The 24,732-nt window shown below is 50.6% G+C and carries 23 protein-coding genes and 1 pseudogene; 13 read left to right on the forward strand and 11 right to left on the reverse strand.

The genetic code is table 11. The features are described from left to right. The first annotated feature begins 13 nt into the window (after positions 1–13). Positions 14–121 (forward strand): DUF5996 family protein, encoded by a 108-nt coding sequence (locus H6F86_RS32445; protein ID WP_242033669.1) that lies wholly within the window; start codon positions 14–16, stop codon positions 119–121. Between the two features lie 99 nt (positions 122–220). After that, positions 221–577, forward strand: a complete 357-nt coding sequence (locus tag H6F86_RS23815; protein ID WP_199305465.1) for an alpha/beta hydrolase — start codon at positions 221–223, stop codon at positions 575–577. Between the two features lie 31 nt (positions 578–608). Here H6F86_RS23815 and H6F86_RS23820 read toward each other — a convergent pair. Next, positions 609–1,318, reverse strand: a pseudogene (locus tag H6F86_RS23820) (IS6 family transposase). After that, positions 1,296–2,351 carry an adenosine deaminase family protein gene (locus tag H6F86_RS23825; RefSeq protein WP_190451978.1) on the reverse strand — a complete coding sequence of 352 codons (1,056 nt, stop codon included), beginning with the start codon at positions 2,349–2,351 and terminating at the stop codon, positions 1,296–1,298. The pseudogene H6F86_RS23820 and the gene H6F86_RS23825 overlap by 23 nt, the downstream one beginning before the upstream one ends. A 413-nt stretch (positions 2,352–2,764) precedes the next feature. On the opposite strand from H6F86_RS23825, the gene H6F86_RS23830 reads away from it, so the two are divergent. After that, on the forward strand, positions 2,765–3,220 hold the full coding sequence (locus tag H6F86_RS23830; protein ID WP_190451980.1) for a hypothetical protein: 456 nt from the start codon (positions 2,765–2,767) through the stop codon (positions 3,218–3,220). 347 nt (positions 3,221–3,567) lie between these two features. Here H6F86_RS23830 and H6F86_RS23835 read toward each other — a convergent pair whose 3' ends face one another. Next, complete coding sequence (locus H6F86_RS23835; RefSeq protein WP_190451982.1) at positions 3,568–4,287, reverse strand: hypothetical protein; 720 nt, start codon at positions 4,285–4,287, stop codon at positions 3,568–3,570. 131 nt (positions 4,288–4,418) lie between these two features. Here H6F86_RS23835 and H6F86_RS31965 point away from each other — a divergent pair, with 131 nt between their 5' ends. Continuing rightward, positions 4,419–4,673 carry a hypothetical protein gene (locus tag H6F86_RS31965; RefSeq protein ID WP_206756088.1) on the forward strand — a complete coding sequence of 85 codons (255 nt, stop codon included), beginning with the start codon at positions 4,419–4,421 and terminating at the stop codon, positions 4,671–4,673. On the opposite strand, the gene uvsE is transcribed toward H6F86_RS31965, so the two are convergent. The 6 genes from uvsE to H6F86_RS23865 all read right to left on the reverse strand — a co-directional run bounded on the left by uvsE (position 4,670) and on the right by H6F86_RS23865 (position 11,518). Then, the gene (gene uvsE, locus H6F86_RS23840) at positions 4,670–5,575 is read right to left on the reverse strand and encodes a UV DNA damage repair endonuclease UvsE (RefSeq protein ID WP_190451984.1); all 906 of its coding nucleotides are present in this window, start codon (positions 5,573–5,575) and stop codon (positions 4,670–4,672) included. The genes H6F86_RS31965 and uvsE overlap by 4 nt on opposite strands. 248 nt (positions 5,576–5,823) lie before the next feature. Then, complete coding sequence (locus H6F86_RS23845) at positions 5,824–6,141, reverse strand: hypothetical protein (RefSeq protein WP_190451986.1); 318 nt, start codon at positions 6,139–6,141, stop codon at positions 5,824–5,826. Between the two features lie 172 nt (positions 6,142–6,313). Then, on the reverse strand, positions 6,314–8,686 hold the full coding sequence (locus tag H6F86_RS33240; protein ID WP_199305466.1) for a DUF3604 domain-containing protein: 2,373 nt from the start codon (positions 8,684–8,686) through the stop codon (positions 6,314–6,316). A gap of 21 nt (positions 8,687–8,707) precedes the next feature. Beyond that, the gene (gene cysW / locus H6F86_RS23855; RefSeq protein WP_190451988.1) at positions 8,708–9,589 is read right to left on the reverse strand and encodes a sulfate ABC transporter permease subunit CysW; all 882 of its coding nucleotides are present in this window, start codon (positions 9,587–9,589) and stop codon (positions 8,708–8,710) included. Beyond that, on the reverse strand, positions 9,579–10,448 hold the full coding sequence (gene cysT / locus H6F86_RS23860) for a sulfate ABC transporter permease subunit CysT (RefSeq protein ID WP_190451990.1): 870 nt from the start codon (positions 10,446–10,448) through the stop codon (positions 9,579–9,581). Before cysT ends, cysW begins: the two co-directional genes overlap by 11 nt. Positions 10,449–10,453: 5 nt before the next feature. Next, positions 10,454–11,518 (reverse strand): sulfate ABC transporter substrate-binding protein, encoded by a 1,065-nt coding sequence (locus tag H6F86_RS23865; protein WP_199305467.1) that lies wholly within the window; start codon positions 11,516–11,518, stop codon positions 10,454–10,456. 1,238 nt (positions 11,519–12,756) lie between these two features. Here H6F86_RS23865 and H6F86_RS23870 point away from each other — a divergent pair. From H6F86_RS23870 to H6F86_RS23885, 4 genes are all read left to right on the forward strand, one after another. Further along, complete coding sequence (locus H6F86_RS23870) at positions 12,757–13,029, forward strand: WGxxGxxG family protein (RefSeq protein WP_190451991.1); 273 nt, start codon at positions 12,757–12,759, stop codon at positions 13,027–13,029. A 209-nt stretch (positions 13,030–13,238) separates the two neighbouring features. Then, positions 13,239–13,721 (forward strand): hypothetical protein, encoded by a 483-nt coding sequence (locus tag H6F86_RS23875; protein ID WP_190451993.1) that lies wholly within the window; start codon positions 13,239–13,241, stop codon positions 13,719–13,721. Between the two features lie 64 nt (positions 13,722–13,785). Next, complete coding sequence (locus H6F86_RS23880) at positions 13,786–14,127, forward strand: translation initiation factor (RefSeq protein WP_190451995.1); 342 nt, start codon at positions 13,786–13,788, stop codon at positions 14,125–14,127. Positions 14,128–14,932: 805 nt separating this feature from the next. Continuing rightward, positions 14,933–15,247 carry a hypothetical protein gene (locus H6F86_RS23885; RefSeq protein WP_242033667.1) on the forward strand — a complete coding sequence of 105 codons (315 nt, stop codon included), beginning with the start codon at positions 14,933–14,935 and terminating at the stop codon, positions 15,245–15,247. A gap of 32 nt (positions 15,248–15,279) precedes the next feature. On the opposite strand, the gene H6F86_RS23890 is transcribed toward H6F86_RS23885, so the two are convergent. Both H6F86_RS23890 and H6F86_RS23895 read right to left on the reverse strand, forming a co-directional pair. Next, a complete protein-coding gene (locus tag H6F86_RS23890) occupies positions 15,280–15,483 on the reverse strand; it encodes a hypothetical protein (protein ID WP_190451998.1) in 204 nt (67 codons plus the stop codon). A gap of 390 nt (positions 15,484–15,873) precedes the next feature. Continuing rightward, positions 15,874–16,779 (reverse strand): AraC family transcriptional regulator, encoded by a 906-nt coding sequence (locus H6F86_RS23895; protein WP_190452000.1) that lies wholly within the window; start codon positions 16,777–16,779, stop codon positions 15,874–15,876. Between the two features lie 293 nt (positions 16,780–17,072). Between H6F86_RS23895 and H6F86_RS23900 the strand changes: the two genes are divergently transcribed. Genes H6F86_RS23900 through H6F86_RS23920 form a run of 5 tightly spaced genes read left to right on the forward strand, consistent with a single transcriptional unit; the run spans position 17,073 to position 24,513 of the window. Further along, on the forward strand, positions 17,073–17,741 hold the full coding sequence (locus H6F86_RS23900; RefSeq protein ID WP_190452001.1) for a 2Fe-2S iron-sulfur cluster-binding protein: 669 nt from the start codon (positions 17,073–17,075) through the stop codon (positions 17,739–17,741). Positions 17,742–17,745: 4 nt separating this feature from the next. Then, on the forward strand, positions 17,746–18,741 hold the full coding sequence (locus H6F86_RS23905) for a xanthine dehydrogenase family protein subunit M (RefSeq protein WP_190452003.1): 996 nt from the start codon (positions 17,746–17,748) through the stop codon (positions 18,739–18,741). Next, entirely contained in the window at positions 18,738–20,972 is a 2,235-nt protein-coding gene (locus tag H6F86_RS23910) for a xanthine dehydrogenase family protein molybdopterin-binding subunit (RefSeq protein ID WP_190452006.1), read from the forward strand. The genes H6F86_RS23905 and H6F86_RS23910 overlap by 4 nt, the downstream gene beginning before the upstream one ends. A gap of 24 nt (positions 20,973–20,996) precedes the next feature. After that, the gene (locus H6F86_RS23915; protein WP_190452007.1) at positions 20,997–23,249 is read left to right on the forward strand and encodes a xanthine dehydrogenase family protein molybdopterin-binding subunit; all 2,253 of its coding nucleotides are present in this window, start codon (positions 20,997–20,999) and stop codon (positions 23,247–23,249) included. Positions 23,250–23,280: 31 nt separating this feature from the next. Further along, entirely contained in the window at positions 23,281–24,513 is a 1,233-nt protein-coding gene (locus tag H6F86_RS23920; RefSeq protein ID WP_190452008.1) for an XdhC/CoxI family protein, read from the forward strand. Positions 24,514–24,732: the final 219 nt, after the last annotated feature.

The raw sequence follows: 24,732 nt of genomic DNA on the forward strand, positions 1-24,732 counted from the left end.
ATCACCGGATCAGATGTTGTTAGAGTTCTTGCAAAGCACCTACGAAGCTGCCGCCAGGTTAGGCAACTGGAATCAAAAAGAACTTCAGCAGTTGACGTTTAAGTCGCAACTGCCTTCCTAAATTGGCGTTTAACTGGCAGATCTTAAGTGGTGAAATGTAGGACAGTCTCGCAGGTTGGTTTCTTGGACGCTTAACCCTTGAGCATGAAGATCACTTCCGATGAACCTAAGCGATGCCGATTATGTCGCCAGCGTTCTCCAGGATATTGAAGGTTCCATTGTGCTCGTAGGTCACTCCTACGGGGGTGCAGTGGTTACGAATGCAGTCAAGGACAACGAAAACGTAAAGGCGTTGGTTTACATTGCGGCTTTTGCTCCTGATGCGGGCGAAACCGCTGTTGAACTCTCAGGACGTTATCCAGGCAGCACACCTGGTCCGACCCTCGCGCCCCCCGTTGACCTGCCGGATGGTGGCAAAGACCTCTACATTCAACAGGACAAGTTCCACGCGCAGTTTGCCGCCGATGTGCCCGTTAATGACGCACAGTTAATGAGCTTGTGTCGTAAAGATTTCTAAGTGACAAACAATCGGTATCGTTTGCATTCCCTCAAGCAGCGATTCCAAAGGTCGCTTCGATAAATTTCACTTGAGATACACTGTCCCCTTGTTTGACTTCTTTCACTTGCCCTTTACGGAGCATATTCATCGCTTCGATTCCACTTAACGTTCTTCTCGCACTATCAAACGATTAGAAACCCATCATTGCTTTCACAATGCGCTTGATGGTTCAATGATCTTGCTCAATGACGTTATTCAAATACTTGCTCTGTCTCATCTCGATCTCCTTGTTAATCGTCTCATCTCCTTTCAGTGTTTCCATTGCGACTGGGGAAGCGGCATGCTTGTCCACGTTAATCACTCGGGGAGTCTTGAGTGTGCTTAGCCCTGAGCACCTTACGAAAGAAGCGGGATGGCAAGGCAGCACGCTTTGCGCTCAGCAGAAAGTCCAGCGTATTGCCCTCCGAATCCACGGCGCGATACAGATCTTTCCACTCACCCTTGATTTTGATGTAAGTTTCGTCGGTTATCTACGAGTTGTTTGTCCGGCTTCAGATGCCGTCGAATTCGTTTGTCGAGTTCCAGGGCATACTTTAAGACCCAACGATTGATCGTCGAGTGGTCGACCTCTACCCCCCGCTCCTGCATCATCGCTTCCAAATCTCGGTAGCTCAAAGCGTAACAGCAATACCAGCGGACGTTGAGCAGGATGATCTCAGGCAAAGAGTGCCGCCACTTAAACAGAGCAGGAGTAGACATCGGAGGGTAGGGAGGAGAGGGTAGTCCTGCTCACCTTACCATTCGCTGTTTTTTGCGACACAACCGAAATTGTTGCTTCCAAAGTATTCAAATTGAGTTGCCAAAGTTCCTCCCAGCTAAATCCTTGTGCTGCAAGCGTTAAATACTCGTTTGTTAAACTCGTTGAAAACATTGCTGGATCGTCCGAGTTGACGGTGCAGTATAGCCCAGCATCAACCATCTTGCAGATGGAATGAGGCTCACTTCGCTCGACAACACCTAAACAATAGTTGCTTTGAGGCAACACTTCTAAAGGAATTTGATGTTGGCGGAGGACTTCCACTAAGTTGGGATCGTCTAAACAGCGAATGTCATGTCCAATTCGCTCAGGTTTCAACGTATTCACTGCGCCCCAGATGCTTTCTGCTTCCACTGCCTCGCCTGCATGAGCCATTAAGCGAAATCCTTGCTGATGGGCTTGAGCAAACGTTTCTGTAAATAATTCTGGTGGATACCCAACTTCAAGTCCTCCTACTCCCAAGCCCACAAATAACCCACGCTCTTTCCCTTTCACAACAAATTCCAAAACGCGATCTTGAGAATCAGGAACCTCACGCGCAATATCGGGAATGAGATTAATCTGGCAGTGATAGTTGGCTTCCCCCGTTGATCGTCCTGCTGCGATCGCGTCCAAAATTTCATCATCCTGAAACTTTTGAGTCAGAAATGAGGCACTCAAGAAAGCTTCCGTGTAGCGAATGTTTTTCTCAGCTTGTCGCTTGTAGAACCGTTCAATCATCAGGGCATAGTCTTCAGGCGTTTGCAAGCACTGAACCGCTGCTGCGTAAACCTGAATGAAATGGGGAAAATCGCGAAACTCAAAAAATGACTTCCATTCTGCGAATGAACTCGTCGGTAACTCAACGTGATTCTGCTGCGCTATCTGATAAAACGTCTCTGCGTCTGTTGCGTCGTGCTGGCATGGAGCAATTGCCCTGTGGCTAGTCGCTAGTGCACAGTGTTTCCATAGTAAAGCACCAGCTTGGTCAAGCATTGATCGGGCTGGTGCTTTTGTGTGGCGCTTGTTAGACTCAGCACACAACGCGCTGTGATCTCTGTAGCAAAAGGAGCGTGGCGCTCGTGACCAGAGGACACCTTAAGCCCTGCCCTGCCGCTATTACTTCAAAGCTTGAATCAGCCTGCTAGCAGCCGTTAGAGCGGTCAGTACGAGCGCATACTGCAAAAAGTACGCTGCTTGTAGCCGTTCCAACGCTGCAAGTAGCCACCTAATCGGGCTTTTGGGTCATTTCTGCCAAAGCTTTGTCATCAGGTTTTTCTATCGTCACCCCGAACTAGAAGCGGAGCGCGATCGGATTCCCACCATCCTTAATACGTCTCTGCAACGCCTAAAACGGAACAAGCAGCTTTCAGAGCTAACAGCAATCACAACTGCATCAAAGGAGGAGCGTGAGTGGCTACCAACTGAATCCAGCCTCTATCAGTACAAATGTCTTTCCCATGTTAGCGGTCGCTACAGACATTAAGGAGGAGGTAGTACGCGAATCAGGCTTAGATGCCAGTAAGGTACGGGAACTCAACAAACTTTCGGCTGAGAAGCTGCATCTAGACGAGGTAGCAGCAGTAGCGGTGCGCACTGAAGCTGCCAGGAAAGCAGCGACTGAAAATCTATCATTGAGTGAAACCCGTCAGTCAGTCAGTGCTTTATTCAAGACCCATCATGCTGGCGGCTCGTCCGTTCGTACCCCCTCTCAACGAGCCATTAAAAACTTACAGGCAATTACTGTCGAAGACTGGCAAGCAGACGAGATTAAAGCCTTCCAACAAGCGCTGAAGGCAAAACTTGTAGAGCTTGAACAGATCGCAAAAGCGAAAGGACGCTTTACCTTACGGTTTATAGAGTAGTTTCATAACCCACATACATTTGATAGAAGATGCTTTCATTGAATCCCGATCCATTCATAATTGCCAGCTTACTGAAATACAAGGCGATCGAGCGGAAGCAAGCGATCGCTCATCAATGGCAACATCAAACTCCTAGCGTCTCATAACCCACCGCACATGCCAAGTCTCAAAACGCCTTACGCTAATAAGGTTTGAGACCCTCAGCTCAGGCTCCCGCTGCCGAGCGAGAGCTGCATTAAAAGCCGCTTTGAGACAATCTGCTTGGGCATCCGCCTGAAAAACGGCTGCTGGCGCGCACGCTTAGCGTTGCAGCGAGGACAGTGTCATACCCATTTGATCAAACTGGCTCAGTTGTGTAACCGGACGGCAATGGTGTAGGAAGGACGCTGTTTCGCACTCCGCTGTGATTTAACGAGCCGAAACTCGGGGTCGATGTAAAGATGCTCTAGTTGGGGCGTGGCTTGAAAGATAGTGGTGAACCGTTTAGCTGTTTTTTGATCCAAATTGGCAAAGTTAGGCACTGCGACCAAGTCTTTTTGTGCTGCCACCCTGGTAAACCAAGCTTCCGCTCGTTCAGGGTTAAGCGGCATTGGTCCAAAGCGCAACTGCTGCTGAATCGCCACGTTTTGGATACACCACTGTGCGTTAGCAATTTGATATTGCTGGATGATCATGAAGTCGTAAGCGAACAGGAAAGATGGCAGGTGCTTCACCAACGGTAGCTGCTTGCCTGGCGCATAACGAGCGATGTTGGCATAGTAGCCATCCGCATGAAAGATTTGGTAGGACTGCTCGCGCAACCGACCAGGAATCGTATCTTGAAACGGAATAGTCGACCAAAGCGGTTTCCAGACACCGATGACGATCGCCGCTTGCGCTTCGACTTGGGGACAAGGATTGCGGGTACTCAATTCTGCAAAAACGGGTGCTAGGGTCTCCTTAAAAAACTGGACTTTTTGACTCAAAGCATCAGTATCCCGCTTTGCAGTCAAGCGCAATAGTTCCTGCTTCAGTGCCTCTGTCGATCGTTGGTGCAACGGCTCCAAACCTAACCTGTGTTCTACCATACCTTACCGCTCGCTTCGTTACGTTCTCTACTGTTGTAGAGTCTGGCTCACTCTTAGGATAGCGAGCCTCGCTGAAGCTTTAAGGATGATCGTGCTTAATTCTGATGATGCCCGGTTAAGTTGACAGCACCATGTGCATAGAACGACAAAAAGCGGTTGTGGCTGACTTGAAGCAGTTACGGCGCTCAATGAGGCAAAACTTTGATAGTTCCCTAGAAACTGCCGATTGCCTAACAATACAGATGCAGCAACGGCGGGCAAGGCGATTGGCGCACGCTGAGCAGCTTCACAAGCCAGCAAGGCTATCAGGTTCTCGTGGCATTAGCGATCAATCTGTTTGCAGCAGCTTTGTTGCAGCTCCACAAACCCGTTCGCTGATGCACTAGGAGCTGACATGCTCCTTTACAGCAGCAAACAACCATTCCTGCTTGAGTTTTTCGATCGCCACTTCCTTCTGCTTCGCTTCTACTTCAATCCACGGCACAGTGCGGTAAGCGCTGGGCATAACGGTGATGACATCACTATGGCGTGGGTCACGAAAGAAGTGACTACCGTTAGAAATGTGAACCAATTGCCACTCCGGTCTGGACCAGGTTGCACGTGCGGCTGTGATCATGGCTGCGACGCTAGGGTCTTCATAAGTGTCTAGCTGTTCATGAATGACGTGATGATGCGCATCGAACACCATTGCTACCTGAGCTTCCTGACAAATAGTAGCAATTTCGGTCGCACTATAAGTGTATTCATCATTTTCCAAGGTGAGACGGCAACGCACATTATCTGGCAAAGACTGAATCACCTGAATCAGACGTTGGGAGCGATCGCCCTTGCCCCCATGAATGTTCATCAAGGCCCAAGGCGATGGCGGCAACCCCAACAAGTCAAAAAGACGGGCGTGCGTTTTCAAAATCTTGATGCTATTTTCGATGACTTCGGCACGATCAGAGTTAAGGACCACAAACTGATCGGGGTGCAACACCAATCGAATACCAAGCGTTAAAGCGCGATCACCAATTTGCCGTAAGCCTTCAGTAAACTCCGTTAGGATTGACTCGCCTACAGGCTCATCCGCAAAAGGGAATGTAGCAGAGGGCAGTCGATAGAGATGAATCTGCTGCGCCTGACAAAAATCGATCGCCACCCCTAACCGTCGTAAATTTTCCCCATATAAAGTCCGTAAAGCTTTTTGCTGTTCTGCTGCTTCTAACTGCAACAAGCGTTTGCGCGTGATAGTGCGATAACGAACGGCATCAGAGGTTGTGATGCAGACTAATCCTAGCTCAGGCACTGACCTTCATCCTTTACCTACTTGAGGGAAGTAAATTTTGGGACTGCGTTCTTTCCAGCCGTGTCACTTTCCACTGCCAAAACCGTTCTCCTCACTGTCAATACTAACAGTTGTTACCTGACGCAGGTAAACTCAGTGCAAGGGTTCGCTTGAGCGGCTGAAATAGACTCAAACTCAGCACCTGTGGCTTTCAACAGCCCGCTCCAAGCGAATTGTTGTGCTGTTATTACCTAGCTTAAAACATGCCATTATTCCTTGCTCTCACCATAAATTTGATGCCAGTAATAGGGCTGTACCTCACGTAACTTAAGAGAGTGGTGTTGAGTTGGCTCTGCTTTATCAGACACACCCACTTCAACGTTTAAGCCCCAATACGCTAATCGCTCTTGTCGCCGAGTTGGGCTATACCTGGCAGGAAGAAGATTGGCTCCTTGAGCGGGGTTACCTGTAATCAGGAGCAATGGCAGTTGGTGCAAACGCTTGCTTACAGGTTGGGTGGGTTGTGCAAAGAGATATGCTGGGTTTGCGATCGCCCTACAAAGCCGGTATTCGATGACTCCAAGCAATTACATGGGCAGAGGGAGTCTGCAACTGAGTATCTAGAAGGCTTTCAAATTTATGCCTATCGAGGGCTATGGCTCAGCGACCGCTTTCGGCAACCACCCTGTCAATGAAAACCGATTTGGTTATTTTCCCATCGCAGTTCTGAACATCCAGCGTCGTTAAGTTGAGGTCTAGTTAGAACGAGGGCTTCTCAAATTCAACGAACAGGGGACTTGTCCAAACTTTTGAATCATCAACTTGGCGACCCGCTAGATAGATAGGGACAAAGCCATGCGATTGGGACTGCGGAGCTAGTGTAAACTCACCGCTTAAATCCCGAGGCATCTGTTTTTCACTCACACGCTCTACGGCAACAAAAAGCTCTGCTCCACCCAATTCTTGGCGCAAATTTGCTTGCGCTAGCAATTCTTGTCCTGTGAATTCCCAGGTAAACTCAGGACAATGGATGTAGGGATTATGCTGCAGTGCGCTACCAACCTTGGTGTAGCTGCCAATTTGAATATGCAGGCGAAAACGAGCTTGGAGCAAGTCAGATAATTCTAATTCGATCGCATCACTGTCTCCGTAGGTATCCGAACGAAACTCTAGCTTGAGAGGGCTGGCTCGTCTCACATATTCCTCAGGATGCTCCAATCCATAGGCTTGATAGCTCTGCACAAGTGTATGGGAGTACTCTAATACCCCGCGCCATTCTGCCCAACGATAGCGATCCTTAATGCGCGCGCCTCCCCAACGTAGCCGAATGCGATTGGAAGCATAACCTGCCTCCGCTTGCAGATTACGGCTCCACAACAAGCCTGTATCTGTATAAGCAGCAATTTCATCCCAGCCACTTGTGCCTAAAAATCGATACTGAATCTTGACTGAATCGGTTGCGGTAAACTCATCCCCTTGAATGTGAGAACCTGACCACAGCAGTGCAACCAGACGATCGCCCGTTGTCGCCCAAGTATGGCGAGCGCGCAGAGCATGATTGATGGCTGGTTTCGTTAGGGATGGAGCAATCACCCCGGTCAGTCCGCCATTTACACCAAAGACTGCTGTACCCGGAACGCCGCCGCCACACCGTCCCCGATGCTCATCGCCATTGGCAGACACGCCAACCTTATAGCCCCGACGAATGGCATCTTGATAAAACCAGGGAAAATGTCCCCAAGCAGAGCCAATCTCAACCAGCCGTTCTAACCGAGGGTGATGCCAATCTAGAATGGCGCGTCGCCCCCCAACATGAGGAATTAGCAAATGCTGATCTGGATCGTGAATATAAGCAGCAAACAATCGATCGACGGGCCAGGCACCTGGAACTAGTTCCTGCCCCTTCATTTCTTCATTCCACTCAAACGAGCGCACTTGCTTACCCTGATGATCGTATGGAAATCGCACTTCGTTCCCCAAAAAAATCACATTGCGATCGCCGCCAGCAGCAGAATTACCGCACCACTCCGTTCCGGGATAGCAGAGAAATTGACCTTCTTCGGTAATCTCTCGACATTGTTTGACATCCTCCTGCCACCGTTCTTTCGTGATGTTAAAGTCGTTAGCGGTGTAGCCTAAAATATCTAATCCGGCAACATCTCGACCGTAGGTAAAATTGTATTCCGTGCTATTGGTGCCAACCGTGTTGTTGGAATGAACATGCAGGTCAGCAAAAAATGCACGCGGATAAGCCAAGTCAGATTCTACAGTGACAGGCGTTAAACCGCCTTTTAAGTTGGTTCCGATCAAAGTTGATTGAAACAGTGTTTCTCCGATCGCTGCCAATGTCAGATCCGTTTTGGCAACTGCCCATCCTTGCTCTGGGAAATTCAGTTCTTGCTCGACGATCACGCCAGACGCATTTTGCTGGATTAATTTCAGGGGTTTACCTAAGTTCCAGCAGGTATTGCCCCAGCGGTCTTCAGCTCGAACTCTTAAAGGAAAAGCTGTTTCTGCTCTGACTAATCGAGGGCTAATCACGGTCAGCTTTTCGGGTGTTCCAGGGACAATATCCAGCACAACATCCCCTGGAATGGCAGCAAAGCGAGAGGTGCCAACGGGATCGATGTAAGCGCGAAAGCGGAATCCTTGCTCGACAAAGGTTTGCACCCGGGTTCCCGGTCCTCCAGCCCGACGATCGCCCAAGCGAATGAGAATGTGATCTCCGGGTTTGAGATAGCCATCTACAATGTCAATGATGATGGCTTTCTGGAAGGGGCGTTCATGTCCTTTTTGATCAAAGCGCACCTTGAGTGCTTGCACTGTAGCAGGGCTTTCCCCCGGAAGGGTTGGACGCGCCTGATATTCCGCAGAAATATAGTTGGCGGCTAAAGGATCTTCAGTCTGAAATAGCCCCCAGTCTGAATAGAACTTGAATGTCACTTTAATCCAAGCACCATCTGCAATTCCAGAAGCGCCAACCTCATAATCGAGCAGAATTTCTTGCCAGCTTCCAGCTTCGATCGTCTGAGTGGAGCAGCGCAGTTGTCCTAAAAAAGGTAATGTGCTGACATATTTCAAATACCCTTGAGGATGAGCATAGTCCCCCAAACAATCCAGCGTTTCGTCCACAATATCGTTCCTTTTATCCAGCTAATTTTTAGGCTTTGAAGTACGTACTGACATTGATAACTTATCTGTCATTCGCAATAATTCTTGGGCAACCAAAGTGAGTAACGCCAAAAGGGCAAGCAGCGAAGCACAGGCAAAAGCAGCAATGGTCTGGTATTCGGCATATACCTGTTCAATGTGTAGCGTTAGCGTGTTGGTTTCCAGAATCAATTTCCCAGAGATGACTGAAACAGCACCAAACTCACCGATCGCTCTGGATGTACAGAGGATGACGCCATAAAGCACAGCCCAGCGAATCGTAGGAAATGTAACGCGCCAAAAGATTTGCCAGACATTTGCCCCCAAGGTCTGTGCGGCTTCTTCCGCATCGATTCCCATATTTTGGAAGACTGGCAGCACTTCCCGCGCCACGAAGGGCAGCGTTACAAACAACGTCGTTAGCACCATTCCGGGCAAGGCAAAAATTACTTTAAAGTTGCTCGCTTCTACCCAACTGCCAAAAATGCCCACTGTCGGACTGTAGAGCAGGATAAACATTAATCCCACAACCACGGGTGAAATGGCGAGTGGTAAGTCTAGCAACCCTACTAACACTGACTTGCCCGAAAATTGATAGCGTGCCAGGATCCAGGCGATCGCAATCCCAAAAACCGTATTTACTGGCATCGTGATCAGCGCAATCGTTAAGGTCAATACGATCGCATGTTGGGCTTCAGGCGTGGTAATGCCTTGCCAGTAAGCAGTCATGCCGTTGGCAAACGCTTGGTAAAACACCGTTAGCAAGGGAAAAAGGACAACAATTGCCAGAAAGGACAGCCCTAAACCAATGAGAAGATAGCGACCCCAAGGAAGCTGTTGTAATCGCAGGACAAGCTGCTTGGGCAGAAATAGGCTAATTCTCATATCGCCGTGTCCACCATTGCAGTAGGTTAATACAAATTAAGACAACTAGCGAAACGATCAGGAGTACGATCGCAACGGCTGTGGCTCCACTGTAGTCGTACTCTTCTAGACGACGGTAAATATAGACAGAGCTAATCATCGTCTCGTAGGGAATGTTGCCTGAAATTAAAACAACGACTCCATACTCACCAACACCTCGGGCAAAGGCAAGCGTAAAGCCTGTAAGAATTGCTGGTAGCAATTGCGGAAAGATTACTCGCCAAAATACTTGTCGATCGTTGGCTCCTAAGACATAGGCAGCTTCTTCCACCTCTGGCTCTAGCTCCATTAAAACAGGCTGTACGGTGCGCACCACAAAAGGCAGCGTCACAAAAACTTTGGCAAACACCACACCGATCACAGATGAAGTCAAGTTGACGGGGGAGAACCCCAATTGCTGTAGCCCATTTCCTAAAGCTGTTCCGGGATTGAGGTACCGCCCCAATAGCCCATCTGGACCGTATAGGGATACCAAAGCAATTCCCGCGACCACCGCAGGCATCGCAAACGGTAAATCTACCAAACCATCTGCAAATCGCTTCCCGGGAAAGTCATAACGTACTAGAATCCAGGCAAGAATCATCCCAAACACGCTGTTGATGAGCGCTGCCAGAATTGCTGCTGAGAAGGACAACTTATAGGCTTCTATGGCAACCGGAGCTGTAATGACTTGCCATAGCTCCTGCCACGGACGCTTGGAGGCTTGCAGAAAGATGACTCCTAACGGCAGTAGCAGGATGAAACTTAGGTAAGTTAGCACTAGCCCAGAAAACAATGCCCGACCTGCATTTCGGGGAATAGGATTCGTGCGACTTATCATGATGCTTACGGTTTGCCTGCTGCTTGAGCCACATCAAACAAGCCACCATCAGCAAACAGTTTTTTGTTGACCGCCTGCCATCCGCCGAAATCTGCGATCGTGTAGAGTTTGTCTACAGGTTTGTACTGGCTAGATTTTGTAGCAAAGGCTTGCTTGTCGATTGGGCGATACCCTGCTTGGGCAAAAATTTCTTGCGCTTTCGGGGTAAACAAAAACGCTGTAAATGCCTCCGCAACCTTCCGAGTGCCACGCTTATCAACAGTTTTGTCAATCACAGTTACCGGAAAATCGACCTGAATATTGTTTGTTGGAACGATATAGGGATAATCATCAGGAATGGCATCGTTGGTGAAGATGATTTCATTCTCAAATGTCACCAGCACATCCCCAATCTTGTTTTTGACGAAGGCATCTGTGGCTTCTCGTCCATTGCCCACCAGCGTTTTGATATTTTTAGCAAAGCCGTTTAGATAAGTGTTTGCTGCTGGTTCACCTTCAGCCTTTGCTAGCGCACCATAGCCAGCTAGAATGCCCCAACGAGCATTGCCAGAGGTTTGAGGATTAATTGCCACGATCGACACCCCATCTTTTGCCAAGTCTCGCCAATCGCTGATCTGCTTAGGATTGCCAGGACGGGTGACTAACACCATGACAGTATTCGCGGGAGAAGCTTGGTTAGGTAAGCGTTTACTCCAGTCAGCAGCGACAAACCCCTTTTCAACAAGTGGAGCAACATTGCTTTGGATATTCTGAGCCAAAATATCTGCTTCTAAACCTCCTAAAATGGCTCTCGTTTGAGCGCCAGAAGCCCCATAGGATTCTTTGAAAGTCACCTGCTGACCTGTTTTCTCTTTCCAGTCGGCTTGAAATGCTGGAATAATTTTGGAATAGAGGGGCTTAGCCACGCCATACGATACAAACGTCAGATTAACAGCAGAGGGGGTTCCCGTTGCCTGTGTCTTAGATGCTGCGTCTTGTCCAACTTGCCCCGACGGCTGGGGCTGAGTGCAAGCCGTCATTAAAAAACCTGCTGTAAATAGAAAGGTATACAGCACAGAGCGCCTTTTCATAACTCTCTCTTGATAACGGACAATCTAGAGGTTTCTGTTAGAATTTCACAGCCCAACCTACTTTCAAACAAGATACACCGAAAAGTCGACTGATAAATGTGAGTTTATAAAATTATCAGCTCAGTTTTTGAGCAAGTAGCTTCAAAAAATTGGAAAATGTAGCATGCTCAAGAGGGCGTGTCCCACTTATGCGAGGAGAGCTAAGAGGCAAGTTGACCATTGGGACACACGCAGCTCAATGGCAACATTAGGTTGACGGATTTCACGTTCGATCGTACGTCTGAGATTTGTAATCCCTAGTCAATTTGCTTCATTGCAAACTCAACTGCTCCCAAGCCGATGGAGCACAGTTGTTCGGCTTGGGAGTAGACATAACTAACAATCCGAGTCTGGTATTTGTCGAGATACGCCTCGAAAACGCGGTGAGCTTGCGCTGATAATTGGTGAATGCGCTTTTGCCTAAGCAGGCGGTGTTAGTCTTGCCACTCTGGTACTTGCTGATCATGCTTCAGTCTCACCTGTTGCAGCAGGGTGGCTGTAAATTAATTAGTAGTAGACCGTGGAGTAGGGTGGATACTTGTGGGGCAACAGTCACCTTTCTTGAATGCCCATCGGGCTATAGCGCAGCCACCAGCACATAGAAGAGCGCTTGCATGACCTGCATCAAGTGGACACTACAGAGTCTACAGATCGGACTCGGTGGCTTCAAGAGAGACGCAAACAAGGTGTACTGTGCGGGCAAGAAATCTGGAAAAACTAGCTATATTGAGCGATTCAATATCTTGTGGTAGCGGGTCAGATGCTTAGGTTGTCAAATCTTGTCATTCTTTAAGAGGTTAAGTAGTACCAAATCTAAAACTAGACGTTACAGATCAATCGAGCTACCCTCAACCCCGCTCCCGGGGGAAGAGGAATTTTGCCTTTAGCACTCTTCTCCTGGAGGAGAAGGGCTGGGGATAAGGGCAAAGGCTCTGTAGCCCTTGCAATTTGATTTGGTATAACCACATTGAAGCCACGGAAAACTGGTAGAACTGCGTCCTTTTAGTGCTACTAATCGTTCTCTACCTTTTAACTACACAAAGCTGCTTCTATAGTCTGAGTACAAGGTCCGTGCCACTTACTAAACTAAGGGCACCAATCAGCGGCGTGATTACTTCTCAAAGAGTTTTCTTTAACCTAGCTTGCTCTATGGTTGGCTCACGTCTTTGCACCTAACTAAACTTAAAGGAACCAACATTATGAAACGTGTAAACTTGCCTCAACTTGCTTTGCTCAGCGCCGTTACGCTTAGCCTCGCTACTGTACCCTTCACGTTGCCAGCAGCAGCACAAACTGGTAGCACCAGTGGTACGACAACCGATTCAGCCACTCGAACAACTGAGGAAGATCAGGATTTCGATTGGGGCTTGTTAGGGTTACTCGGTCTAGCTGGATTAGCCGGACTCCGCAAAAAGCAAGAAACGCATGAGTCCCATCATGAGACAGTAAATCCAAGCATGCGCTCTCGTTAATAGCACTGTTCAGTACGTGTCCTTTGGAAGTTGCTGGTGCGATCGCTACTCAACCAGCTTTAAGGTAAACCAGCGCTTCTCTCTCTATGGCACGTACTGTCAGCTCATTAAAATGTGATCCAAGCCACGTCGCTTCAGTACAGCCCTATCTATTGTCTGAGGCGAAGGTGGCATTAGAGCTTTGGTGCAGAGGACTAAGACAGCAAGACATGAAAAAACTTTTAGACCAACGCGGTAACAAACCAACCGCAATCATTCTTTCGGCGCTTTTGACCATGCCTCTCTTTGTAGGGTGTGGTCAGCCGCAAGCATCAGTGCCACCACCAATGGATAATACACGTACAACAGCGACTGCTCCTAATGCTACCCCAGCAGCGCCAAAGAAGGGATTAAATAAGGTTCAGAAAGGGGCAATTGTCCTAGCCGGTGCTGCAGCTCTCTACTATCTCTACAATCGACAAAAGAACGCTAAGGCTGACGCTGGCGCGAATAGCAAGTACTACCTCTCCAAGAACGGTCGTGTGTACTACCGGGATGCAAATCGCCAAGTGCATTGGGTGACACCACCGCCCAATGGCATCCAAGTACCCGCAGAAGAAGCGCAACAATACCGTGACTATCAGGGGTATAACAACCGATCGACGGGACGGGACCTCACGTCAGTACCAGAGGCACAGTCAGCGACTTATTAAGTCTCTGATTAGCGCAGTATGCATCTGATGACCAAGTTAATTACATTCCTATTGGAGGATTCTTATGGTTGGTGATTTCCTACGCAAAGCGGCTGATGCTTTACTAAATGATCAGTCGGCAGGAACCGACAATCAATCACCGCGCCCAGCGAGTGAAGACCCATATGGTGACCCCGCAGATCAGATGGCGAATGCCGGACAGTATGGTGATATAAGCCCAGCCAGTCAAGACCCATATGGCGACCCTGCAGACCAGATGGCGAATGCCGGACAGTATGGTGATATAAGCCCAGCCAGTCAAGACCCGTACGGTGACCCTGCCGACCAGATAGCGAATGCAGGACAGTTTGGCAATCTACGCCCAGCAAGTGAAGACCCATATGGCGATCCTGCCGACCAAGCTTAGCAGTCGTTGAGCGGCGAATAAAAGCGTCGAGAGTGTAGTCATTTCGAGATCTCTTGCTCGAAATGACTACACTTTTGTTTGACAAAACAGTTCTCCTCTTGGACAAAGAGTAGAGAAAAGCCGGGATCACCACCACAGCACGAGTGTCAGTTAATGCTGAACAAGCGCTATCTCAATTGTAGCGTGAAGGAATAAGTGTCCGTAGCGAAGGATTGAATATCATAATCGCTCTTCGCCTCAAACCCTTACAAAATAAGGGTTTGAGACTTCTTGACAACCAATGGCTTGCCTGCTTGAACAAATGGTTCTTCCAGCATAAGATGGTGGAGCGAGATTTGCCAAAAGAGCTCCCTGTAGCTCGCACACCTATACCTTCGCTGCATACAGCCATCGCTAACGTCACAAGCGTCGATGGAGTCCGAAGGCATGCCATTGGTGTACCTGTGCGCTCATTGAATTGCTTGCGGCAGTTTTTACACAGATGTTTTTGAACAATGGTACCGTCTTGAATAGTGATCTTGCCGTTTTTGACGATCTGCTGACTCTCACATTCTGGGCAGTGTATAGACTGTAATCCACCTATTGCAACCATTCTACACATCACTCTTTAAGAGACCAGTGTCTACTGCATTGTTCAAGTTCAGATTTGCAAACTTTGACCTCTAAACGCGGAGTTCCATTGGTTCGGTAAAACATAGCCGTAGTTAATCGACAGAACGATTGGGATAACGTATTGGTGGTCACAGTGTGACTTTAATCCCTCCTCCAGTTTCCATTCAAGAAATCACTGAATCCATTCAGCAGCTTGTTTCGATTCCATCAGTTGAATCGGAACAAGCGATCACCACCTGCATTTCCGAAAAACTTATCAACCTTTGATTCGACCCACACCCGATTGGAGAGTTGGAGCATCCTTCCATCATTTGTCATCATCAAGCTGCAACTACAACAAAAACAATCTGGCTACAATCCCACCTCGATACCGCTCCTGTGGGCGATCGCTCTCAATGGCAATATGAACCATTTGCTGGAACGATTGTTAGCGATTGGATTTACGGTAGAGGGGTGGCTGACTCGAAAGGGGCGATCGCCCTATTCATCTGCCTTGAAAAGGCACTAAGAGACTCACCCCAGTTCAACGGTTCGCTATTTCTATGGGGGATGAGAGGGCAATCGCCTATCCTCAGCTGAATACGATTCTCGTTCCGAGAGGCGATGCCAGCGCACCTCATTCTGCCCCATCTGCTGCTCCACAAACTGCCAAAGAACTTCTCGAATCAGAGTTTGATAGCCTTGTGCACCGAAAATCTCCCGCAACCGCTCTTTCAGTTCGGGTTCTAGGCGGAGATTTAGCAATGAAGCACTCCTTTAGTAGTTGGAGAAATTCAGTCTCTAGGAAGAACAACATTTCCGTCGGAAGTCAAAGAATTATCATGATATACGCTATAACGATCGGAACAGATGTTATGACTGAGCAAAAGATTTTGCGCAATTTGCAAATAGGTAGCACAAGCTTATAAAGTTGAAACCTGTGCACGTTGCAGGGTTTTATTCACTTCCAATTGCTGTTCCTTAAAGGCAGTTGGATGTCAACTTATCAGAAGCTAGAACACTAGACTGGAGCTGCTCTCACTCGTTGCGCAACTCATTTGCAAATTGCACTATATTTTCTGCTCATTCACATCAGCCTTAGCGTTGGAAAATATTCTGATGCTGGATAAACCCCTGCCTCGGCAAATCCCCTGTTTAGACTTTACGGAACTGTGCAATATCCTTCATGGGTGACATACCGAACATACGAGAATATTCACGGCTGAACTGTGAGGCACTCTCGTACCCAACTTGATGAGCAGCATTGGTGACATCGACCTTTTCAATCAACATTAGACGACGGGCTTCCATCAGCCTTAGCTGTTTTTGATATTGCACCGGACTCATTGAGGTTACTGCCTTAAAATGCCGATGGAATGATGCGGGAGACATACTTGCTTGCTTAGCTAGATCATCAATCCGCAATGCTTGTGTAAAATCAGCTTTGATCTGTTTAATCACTGCCGCAATGCGCTGCATATGACTCCCAAAAGTCGCAATCTGACGAACCGCTTGACCTTGTTCGCCGATTAGAAGGCGGTAATAGATCTCGCGAACAATCATGGGTGCCAGGAATGGAATATGCTGCGGCGTATCCAAAAGCCGTGTCAGTCTGATGGCACAATCAATCAACGATTCATCAGCATCACTTACAAACAAGCCTCTGACTGAACTTTCTTTTTGATCTGGACTGCACTGGAGTTGGTCGATAATCTCCCAAAGCTGAGTCGCGTCCAGGCTGAGCTTAAAGCATAGATACGGTTGCTCCGGTGTTGCTTCAACAATCAATCCGCTGAGTGGTAGATCGACCGTGACCACGATGTATTGAGCCGTCCCATAGTGATAGGTTTCCTTGCCCAGTAAAGTTTCTTTTTTACCCTGAAGAATAATGCAAAGTGTCGGTTCATACACGGCACGAAGTGCTGTCGGAGCCGTAGATTCTCGCATCAATTCCAACGGCTCAATGGCGGTTGAATGGATACCGTTTCCCTTTCCATAAGTGTGCCGAATCACTAATGTTGCCAATTCTTGACATAAGTTGCTTGCTGTACCCCGCTTCATTATTTCGATCGCTCTACTGGATGCCTGAGAAATTCAGCCTTTTCTAGACACTCTATAGAGAATATTCACTCTGGTCAATCCTGCACCTGAGAGGATTGGGCAAGTATGTGCAAGTTTTATGTATTTGGTGCTAATTCTTTCAACTCTATGATGAACACGTTCCAAGGGGAAACGAAAGGATAAGGCAATGAGCAAGGCATAACAAAACTTGCTTTGATCGTTGGATCAATCCGAGGATTGGGCAAAAAAATCGCCTCAATCTATGGCAGAGAATTTAATTTAGGAGAACGCCGATGGGCTTTCGGTTAAGACGACGACGGTTCGGTCAGCTCATGCTGATCAGCGCAATTTTTAGTGCAGTGGGAAACTGGGCAACTAAAGTCTTTGCTCAAACTCGTCCGCCATCTTCTCCATCAGTTCGCACTATCCCAGGAACAGACACGGTTGATCTGACACTGCGGGTGAATGGGACAGCACGCGCAGTGAAAATAGAACCGCGTGTCACGTTGCTCGATGCCTTGCGCGAGTACATTGGGCTGACGGGGAGCAAGAAGGGTTGCGACCACGGACAGTGCGGTGCTTGTACGGTATTGGTTAACGGACGGCGCATCAACTCCTGTCTCACCCTGGCGCTGATGCATGAAGGTGACGAGATCACCACAATTGAGGGTCTCGCCAAGGGAGATGCGCTGCATCCACTGCAAGCGGCGTTCATTAAGCATGACGGCTTTCAGTGTGGCTACTGCACGCCCGGTCAGATTTGCTCCGCTGTAGCGCTATTAGATGAAGTAGCAACAGGTACGGCGAGTGCAGTAACGGCTGATGTTAGGCAAACCGGAGGCGTGAAGCTAACGGATGCGGAGATACGCGAACGCATGAGCGGCAACATCTGTCGCTGCGGCGCATACCCCGGCATCGTCGCGGCTATCCGTGAAGCAAGCGCAAGTCCCCGAGGAGTGTGACATTATGAAACCATTTGCTTACACGCGCACGACAGAGCGCGGCGCAGCCATCCAGACAGTTGGCAGCAACCAAGCAGCGAGGTTCATTGCTGGCGGCACGAACCTTCTAGATTTAATGAAGGACAACGTGGAACAGCCCGATCGCCTCGTGGATATCTCGCGGCTGGAACTCGTTGGCATTGAAGAACGCAATGGTGGCGTGCGTCTCGGTGCTTTGGCACGCAACAGCGACACGGCAAATCACCCACTGGTGCGCCAGCGCTACCCACTTGTCTCTCAAGCTATCCTGGCTGGAGCCAGCGCCCAATTGCGAAACATGGCAACCAACGGCGGGAACCTGATGCAAAGAACGCGCTGCTACTACTTCTACGATACGGCGATGCCTTGCAACAAGCGAGAACCCGGTACGGGTTGTGGCGCTCTGGAAGGCTACAACCGCATCCATGCCATCTTCGGCGCGAACGAGCAGTGCATTGCCACCCATCCATCGGATATGTGCGTGGCATTGGTGGCGCTTGATGCGATCGTGCAAGTCGAAGGACCGCAAGGGCAAAGAAGTATTCCCATTTCAGAGTTTCACCGCTTACCGGGCGATACGCCACAAGTAGATACGAACCTGCGACGCGACGAACTGATTACGGCGATCGACTTACCCGCTGCATCTGCCGTTTTCGCGCCGCGATCGTACTACCTGAAATTGCGCGATCGCACCTCTTATGCCTTTGCCCTCGTCTCTGTTGCTGCCGCGCTGGACATCCAGGGCGGCAAAATCCGCCAAGCACGGGTAGCGATGGGCGGGGTGGCACACAAGCCGTGGCGTGCAGTGGAAGCGGAAAAGATACTGACAGGTGCACCAGCAACGGCAGCCACCTTCCAGAAAGCTGCCGAAGTGACGATGCGCGAAGCACGGGCTTACGAACATAACCGCTTCAAGATCGAGATGGGTAGGCGGGCGATCGTGCAGGCGCTGACTACAGTGGTCGATGGAGGTGTGGCATGAGTCAGGGGAAAGATGCTGCTGTCGGTAAGCCGATGGATCGTGTTGACGGGCGCTTGAAAGTGACTGGGGCAGCACGTTACTCGGCGGAGTTCGAAGTGCCTGACCTTGTACATGCCGTGTTGGTCATGAGTACGATCGCGAAAGGGCGCATCCGGCAAATCGATACCCAAGCCTCAGAACGCGCTCCCGGTGTCCTGAGGGTAATTACCCATCTCAACGCCCCAAAGCTGACCTTTGACAAACCCGAGCAGCGGGCGTTGATCGATCCTAAAGTCGGGAAACACTTTCCCATCTTCCAAAGCGATACCATTTACTTCAACAGTCAGCCCATTGCAGTGGTGGTTGCCGATACCCTGGAGCGTGCTCAGTATGCTGCCTCGCTGGTGCAGGTTCGTTACGAAGAGCAAACTCCCGCGACAACTGTAGAAGCGGCAATGGCACAAGCTTTCCCGCCTACCGAATCCAGCCAAGGAGGACGACATGCCGATGTGGTGCGCGGCAATCCTGATGCTTTAGCAAGTGCTGAGGTGCGGGTTGAGGGCAGCTACACAATTCCCATCGAACACCACAACCCGATGGAGCCACACGCCACGATCGCGACTTGGCAAGGCGATAAACTGACACTCTACGACAAAACTCAATGGGTGTACAACACCCGGAAGCACGTCGCCCTCACCTTTGGAATGCCTGAAGAGAACGTGCGAGTGATCTCGCCCTTCGTTGGCGGAGGATTTGGCTCGGGTCTGCGGAGTTGGCCCCATGTCACTGTCGCTGCGATCGCTGCCCGTCAGGTGAAGCGTCCCGTCAAGCTGGTGCTCACCCGCCAGCAGATGTACACTTCAGTGGGATTTCGACCCTACACGGTGCAACGGGTGGCATTGGGCGCATCGAAGGATGGCAAGCTTACCGCGATCGTCCACGAGGCAACGGCGGGAACCTCCATGTACGAAGAGTATACCGAGGCGACGCTCGATGCGACTCGGATGCTTTATGCCTGCCCGAACCTGGTAACGAGATACCGTCTCGTCCGGCTCAACACCAATACGCCCACCTTTATGCGGGGACCGGGGGAAATTTCTGGTGTGTATGCCCTCGAATGTGGTCTAGATGAACTTGCCTACACCCTCAAGCTCGACCCCATCGAATTGAGGATGCGGAACTATGCCGAAGTCAATCCCGAAGATGGGCTGCCTTGGTCGAGCAAATTTCTCAAGGAATGCTACCAGGTCGGGGCAGAAAAGTTTGGCTGGTCGCGGCGCAATCCTCAAGCGCGATCGATGCGTGACGGTCGCTACTTAGTTGGCATGGGCATGGCAACGGCTACCTACCCGATGTTTCGCTTGCGAGCTGTTGCCAAAGCGCGTCTCCTGGCTGACGGTACGGCGGTGGTGCAAAGTGCAGGCAGCGACATCGGCACGGGGACTTATGTGATCATGACCCAGATTGCGGCAGATGCTCTGGGTTTGCCGCCCGAACGAGTGCGGTTTGAGTTGGGGGATACAGATTTCCCCTACTCCCCTGTGCAAGGCGGCTCGATGCTCACCGCGAGTCTGGGTTCTGCGGTGCAAGCGGCGTGTCTGGCAGTCCGCGAACAAGCCCTGTCTCTAGCCAGTACTCAGCCGAATTCACTCCTGTCCAACGCCAAGGCCAATGAGGTTGGGGTGGAAGACGGACGGCTGTTTTTAAAGCAGGATGCGTCGAAGGGCGAGAGCTATACAGACATCCTGAAACGCGCTAACAGAGACTACATTGAAACCGAAAAAGACTCTGAACCAGGAGACGAGAAGCAGCGCTTCTCCATCCACTCCTTTGGCGCACACTTCGCTGAGGTGCATATCGATCCAGACTTTGGACTGGTGAGAGTATCGCGGGTTGTCTCAGTCTGTGATATCGGACGGGTGATTAATACCAAAACGGCAAGCTCTCAGGTGAGCGGTGCCGTTGTGGGCGGTATTGGCAAGGCGCTGATGGAGTACACCCAAATGGACTCACGTAATGGGCGTTTCATTAATGCCAATTTCGGTGAGTACCACGTACCCGTGAATGCCGACGTGACCGCGATCGAAACGTACTTTGTGGGAGAGCCAGACCTCAAGGCAAATCCGCTAGGGGCAAGAGGCGTTGGGGAAGTTGGCATCGTGGGCGTATCGGCAGCGATCGCCAACGCTATCTTCCATGCCACGGGCAAGCGCATCCGCGATTTACCAATTACACCCGATAAGCTCCTCTGAACAAAATAAGGACAACGCCTACCTATGCAGTTTTCAGCTCAAAGTAACGCTGACAAGCCAACGAACTCAGCGATCGGCAAGCCGATGGATCGAACTGACGGGCGGCTCAAGGTTACGGGAGCGGCACGTTACGCGGCTGAGTTTCCAATGAAGAACTTAGCTCATGCCGTCGTGGTACGGAGTACGATCGCCCGTGGACGCATCCAGAGCATCGACACCAGCGCAGCAGAAAAATCTCCCGGAGTCCTTGCCGTTATTACCCACCTCAACGCGCCGAAGCTAGCAACCACTGACCCGCCCGAAGTCAGCGATCGCTACATCAAAGTGATTCCAGTGCTGCAAAACGACCGGATTAACCACTATGGGCAGCACGTCGGCTTGGTTGTTGCCGAGACATTCGAGCAAGCTGAATATGCCGCAACACTCGTGCGCGTTGCCTATACACAAGAACGTCCGGTACTGGAGTTTGCAGCAAATCTCGACCGCGCTTATGCACCGGAAAGGATCAATGCAGGCTACCCGACCGATACTCAGCAAGGTGATTTGGAACAAGGCTTGAGTGCAGCGGATGTTCGCATTGATGTAACGTACACAACACCGATCGAACACAACAACCCAATCGAACCGCACGCCACGATTGCCGTGTGGGAAGGCGATCGCCTGACGCTCTACAACTCCACCCAACACGTTGATGCCAACCAGACAAGCGTTGCCAGTACGCTCCGCATCCCCAAGCAGAACGTGCGCGTCGTCTGTCCATATGTCGGTGGCGGGTTCGGCAGCAAAGTGCCGACACGCGAACACGTTATTTTAGCCGCGATTGCTGCTAAACAAATCGGTCGCCCCGTGAAAGTCGTTCTGTCGCGAGCGCAGATGTTTACCTGTGTAGGACACCGCCCCCACTCGCAGCAGCGCCTGCGACTCGGAGCAAAGCGCGATGGTCGCCTCACCGCCTTTGCCCATGAAAGCATTATGGAAACGGCTGTGTTTGACGAGTTCGCCGAGCAAAATGGCGTGATGTCGCGCATCATGTACGAGTGTCCGAACAGCTTAGTGACGCACCGAATTGTTCCTCTTAACCTCGATCGATCGATGATTATGCGGGCACCGGGGGAAGCTCCGGGTTCATTTGCCTTGGAGTCGGCAATGGATGAGTTGGCTTACGCGCTGAAGATCGACCCGATCGAACTGCGCGTGCGTAACGAACCCCCGCGTGACCCGGAGAGCGGCTTACCGTGGTCGAGTCGCTCTCTAGTACAGTGTTTTCGGGAAGGGGCAAAGCGCTTTGGGTGGGAGAAACGCCTCGCCGAACCCGGTTCGATGCGTGAGGGTCGCTACCTCACTGGTTATGGGGTGGCGAGTGCAAGTTTCCCAGCACGCCTCCGTCCATCGTCAGCTATCGTGCGAGTGTTACCGGATGGGCGGGTGCAGGTACACACTGGCGCGACCGACCTGGGGACTGGCACTTACACAGTATTGACGCAAGTGGCGGCAGATGCGCTGGGAGTGCCACCGGAGCGAGTGCAGGTGGAAATCGGCGACAGTAACTTTCCGCCAACTCCAGCGTCGGGCGGTTCATTTGGTGCAGCAAGCTTCTGTACGGCGGTGCAGGAAGCATGTATTGCAGTACGACAGCGCCTCGCTGCCTTGGCGCGTGACGATGCCAACTCGCCACTGCGGGGCGCAAACCAGGAGGCGATCGCAGCTGCTGACGGACGGCTCTTTACCAAAGGGCAACCCGCACGGGGAGAGTCCTACGTCGCCATCATGCAACGGCACAACTTGGCACAAGGCGTGGAAGTGCGGGTTGACTCGAAGCCCGATGACGCAGCACAGAAGTTTTCCATGCACGCCTTCGGCGCACATTTTGCCCAAGTGCTCGTTGACCCAAACACAGGCGTGATAAAGATTCCGCGTTTCCTCTGCGTTATTGCCGCAGGTCGCATCCTAAATCCCAAGACAGCGCGATCGCAAATCGTTGGTGGTGTCGTTTGGGGCATTAGCATGGCGCTTCATGAAGAAACGCTACTGGATGCACGGTATGGAAACTATATCAATGGCAATCTTGGCGAGTACCACGTTTCCGTTAACGCTGACATCCCCGACATCGATACAGTCTTCATTGAGGAGAACGACCCGCACGTTAATCCTTTAGGAATCAAGGGTATCGGCGAGATCGGCATCGTTGGCGCAGCAGCAGCAGTCGCTAACGCCATCTACCACGCCACGGGCAAGCGCATCCGCGATTTGCCCATCACACCTGACAAGCTCCTGTGAACAGCACAACTAAAATTAGCTCATAACAGCAATGAGAGAATTCCAAGACATCATTAAAGCCTTCAAGCAGATAGCCAATGACGGACGGTGTTCTGCCCTTGCTACGGTCGTGAAAACGAAAGGTTCAGTTTATCGCCAACCGGGGGCACGGATGTTGCTTGTAGAAGACGGTCAAACGATCGGTTCCATCAGTGGCGGATGTCTTGAAGGGGATGTCTTTGAGCGATCGCAACCCCTGATGTTTTACTCGGGCAAACCCGTTGTGGTGCAGTACGATACCACTTCCAGCGAGGATATAGTGTGGGGCTTGGGCTTGGGTTGCAATGGTGTGGTAGACGTGTTGATTGAGTCCCTCAATGATGCGTCTGCAAGAAGTCAGATCGAGTTCATCGCAGACTGTTTGCATCAGGGACAACCCGGAGCGATCGCAACGGTATTCCGGATCGAGGGAGAAACTCGTGCTAGCATTGCCTCCCGCCTGCTGTTGAAACCGGATGGCACTGTGGTTGATGGGATTGAAGACCGTCAGCTTGCTCGCCGCGTGCTGGAAGAGGCCCGTCGGATGCTGGGCGAGGCGCAATTCTCCACTGGAAGCGCTACGCGATCGCAGGTGCAAAGCTACAGGTTATCCAACGGTGCAGCAGAAGTTCTCATCGAAGTCATTCAACCCCTCGTTCCCCTGCTCGTATTTGGAGCGGGTCACGATGCAATTCCGGTTGTTGAGTGTGCTAAACAACTCGGCTGGCACGTTACGGTCATCGATCACCGACTGGGTTACACCACCCGCGATCGCTTTGGGTTGGCAGACGAAATTATCCACAGCGAACCGGAGAACCTTCAGGCACATCTCATCTGGAATCCGCGCATGGTTGCAGTCGTGATGACCCACAACTACCTACGCGATCGAACACTACTGCGATCGCTGCTTCCTTCACCGCTGGGTTATGTGGGCATCCTTGGTCCGAAAAGTCGCACCCAACGATTGCTTCAGGACTTGCAAGCCGATGGATTCATCCCCACAGCCGCTCAACTGCATCGCCTTTACAGTCCAATTGGTCTCGATATTGGTGCTGATGCACCAGAGGCAATTGCTCTGGCGATTGTCGCAGAAATTCAAGCCGTTCTTGCCCATCGTTCTGGCGGCGCATTGAGAGAACGAATCGGCTCCATTCATAGCGAAGAATTGATACAAAAGGCAGAGGGCAGGAGGCAGAAGGCAGAAGGAAAGAATATGAACGGGGCTTTGACTCCGCTTAATTCTTAGCCACCAAATCAAAGTAACAATAAATGTTGTCATCCCATGTATGGTCGTCTCCTCTGCCTTTTATTGCTCGTCTCCCCCAAAAGGCGCTGCATTGATCTGGGGGGCATGTAGGCTTTCTGAAGTTCATAGCTTCTCGCGTCCGCCGGGCAGGTGAGCTTGGTCGTTATATGCCTCAAGTTCTCGGTAGGATGTAATATTGTCACCGAGAACTTGAAAGCC

The organism is Phormidium sp. FACHB-592 (assembly GCF_014695795.1).
Classification (GTDB): Bacteria; Cyanobacteriota; Cyanobacteriia; order Leptolyngbyales; family Leptolyngbyaceae; genus Stenomitos.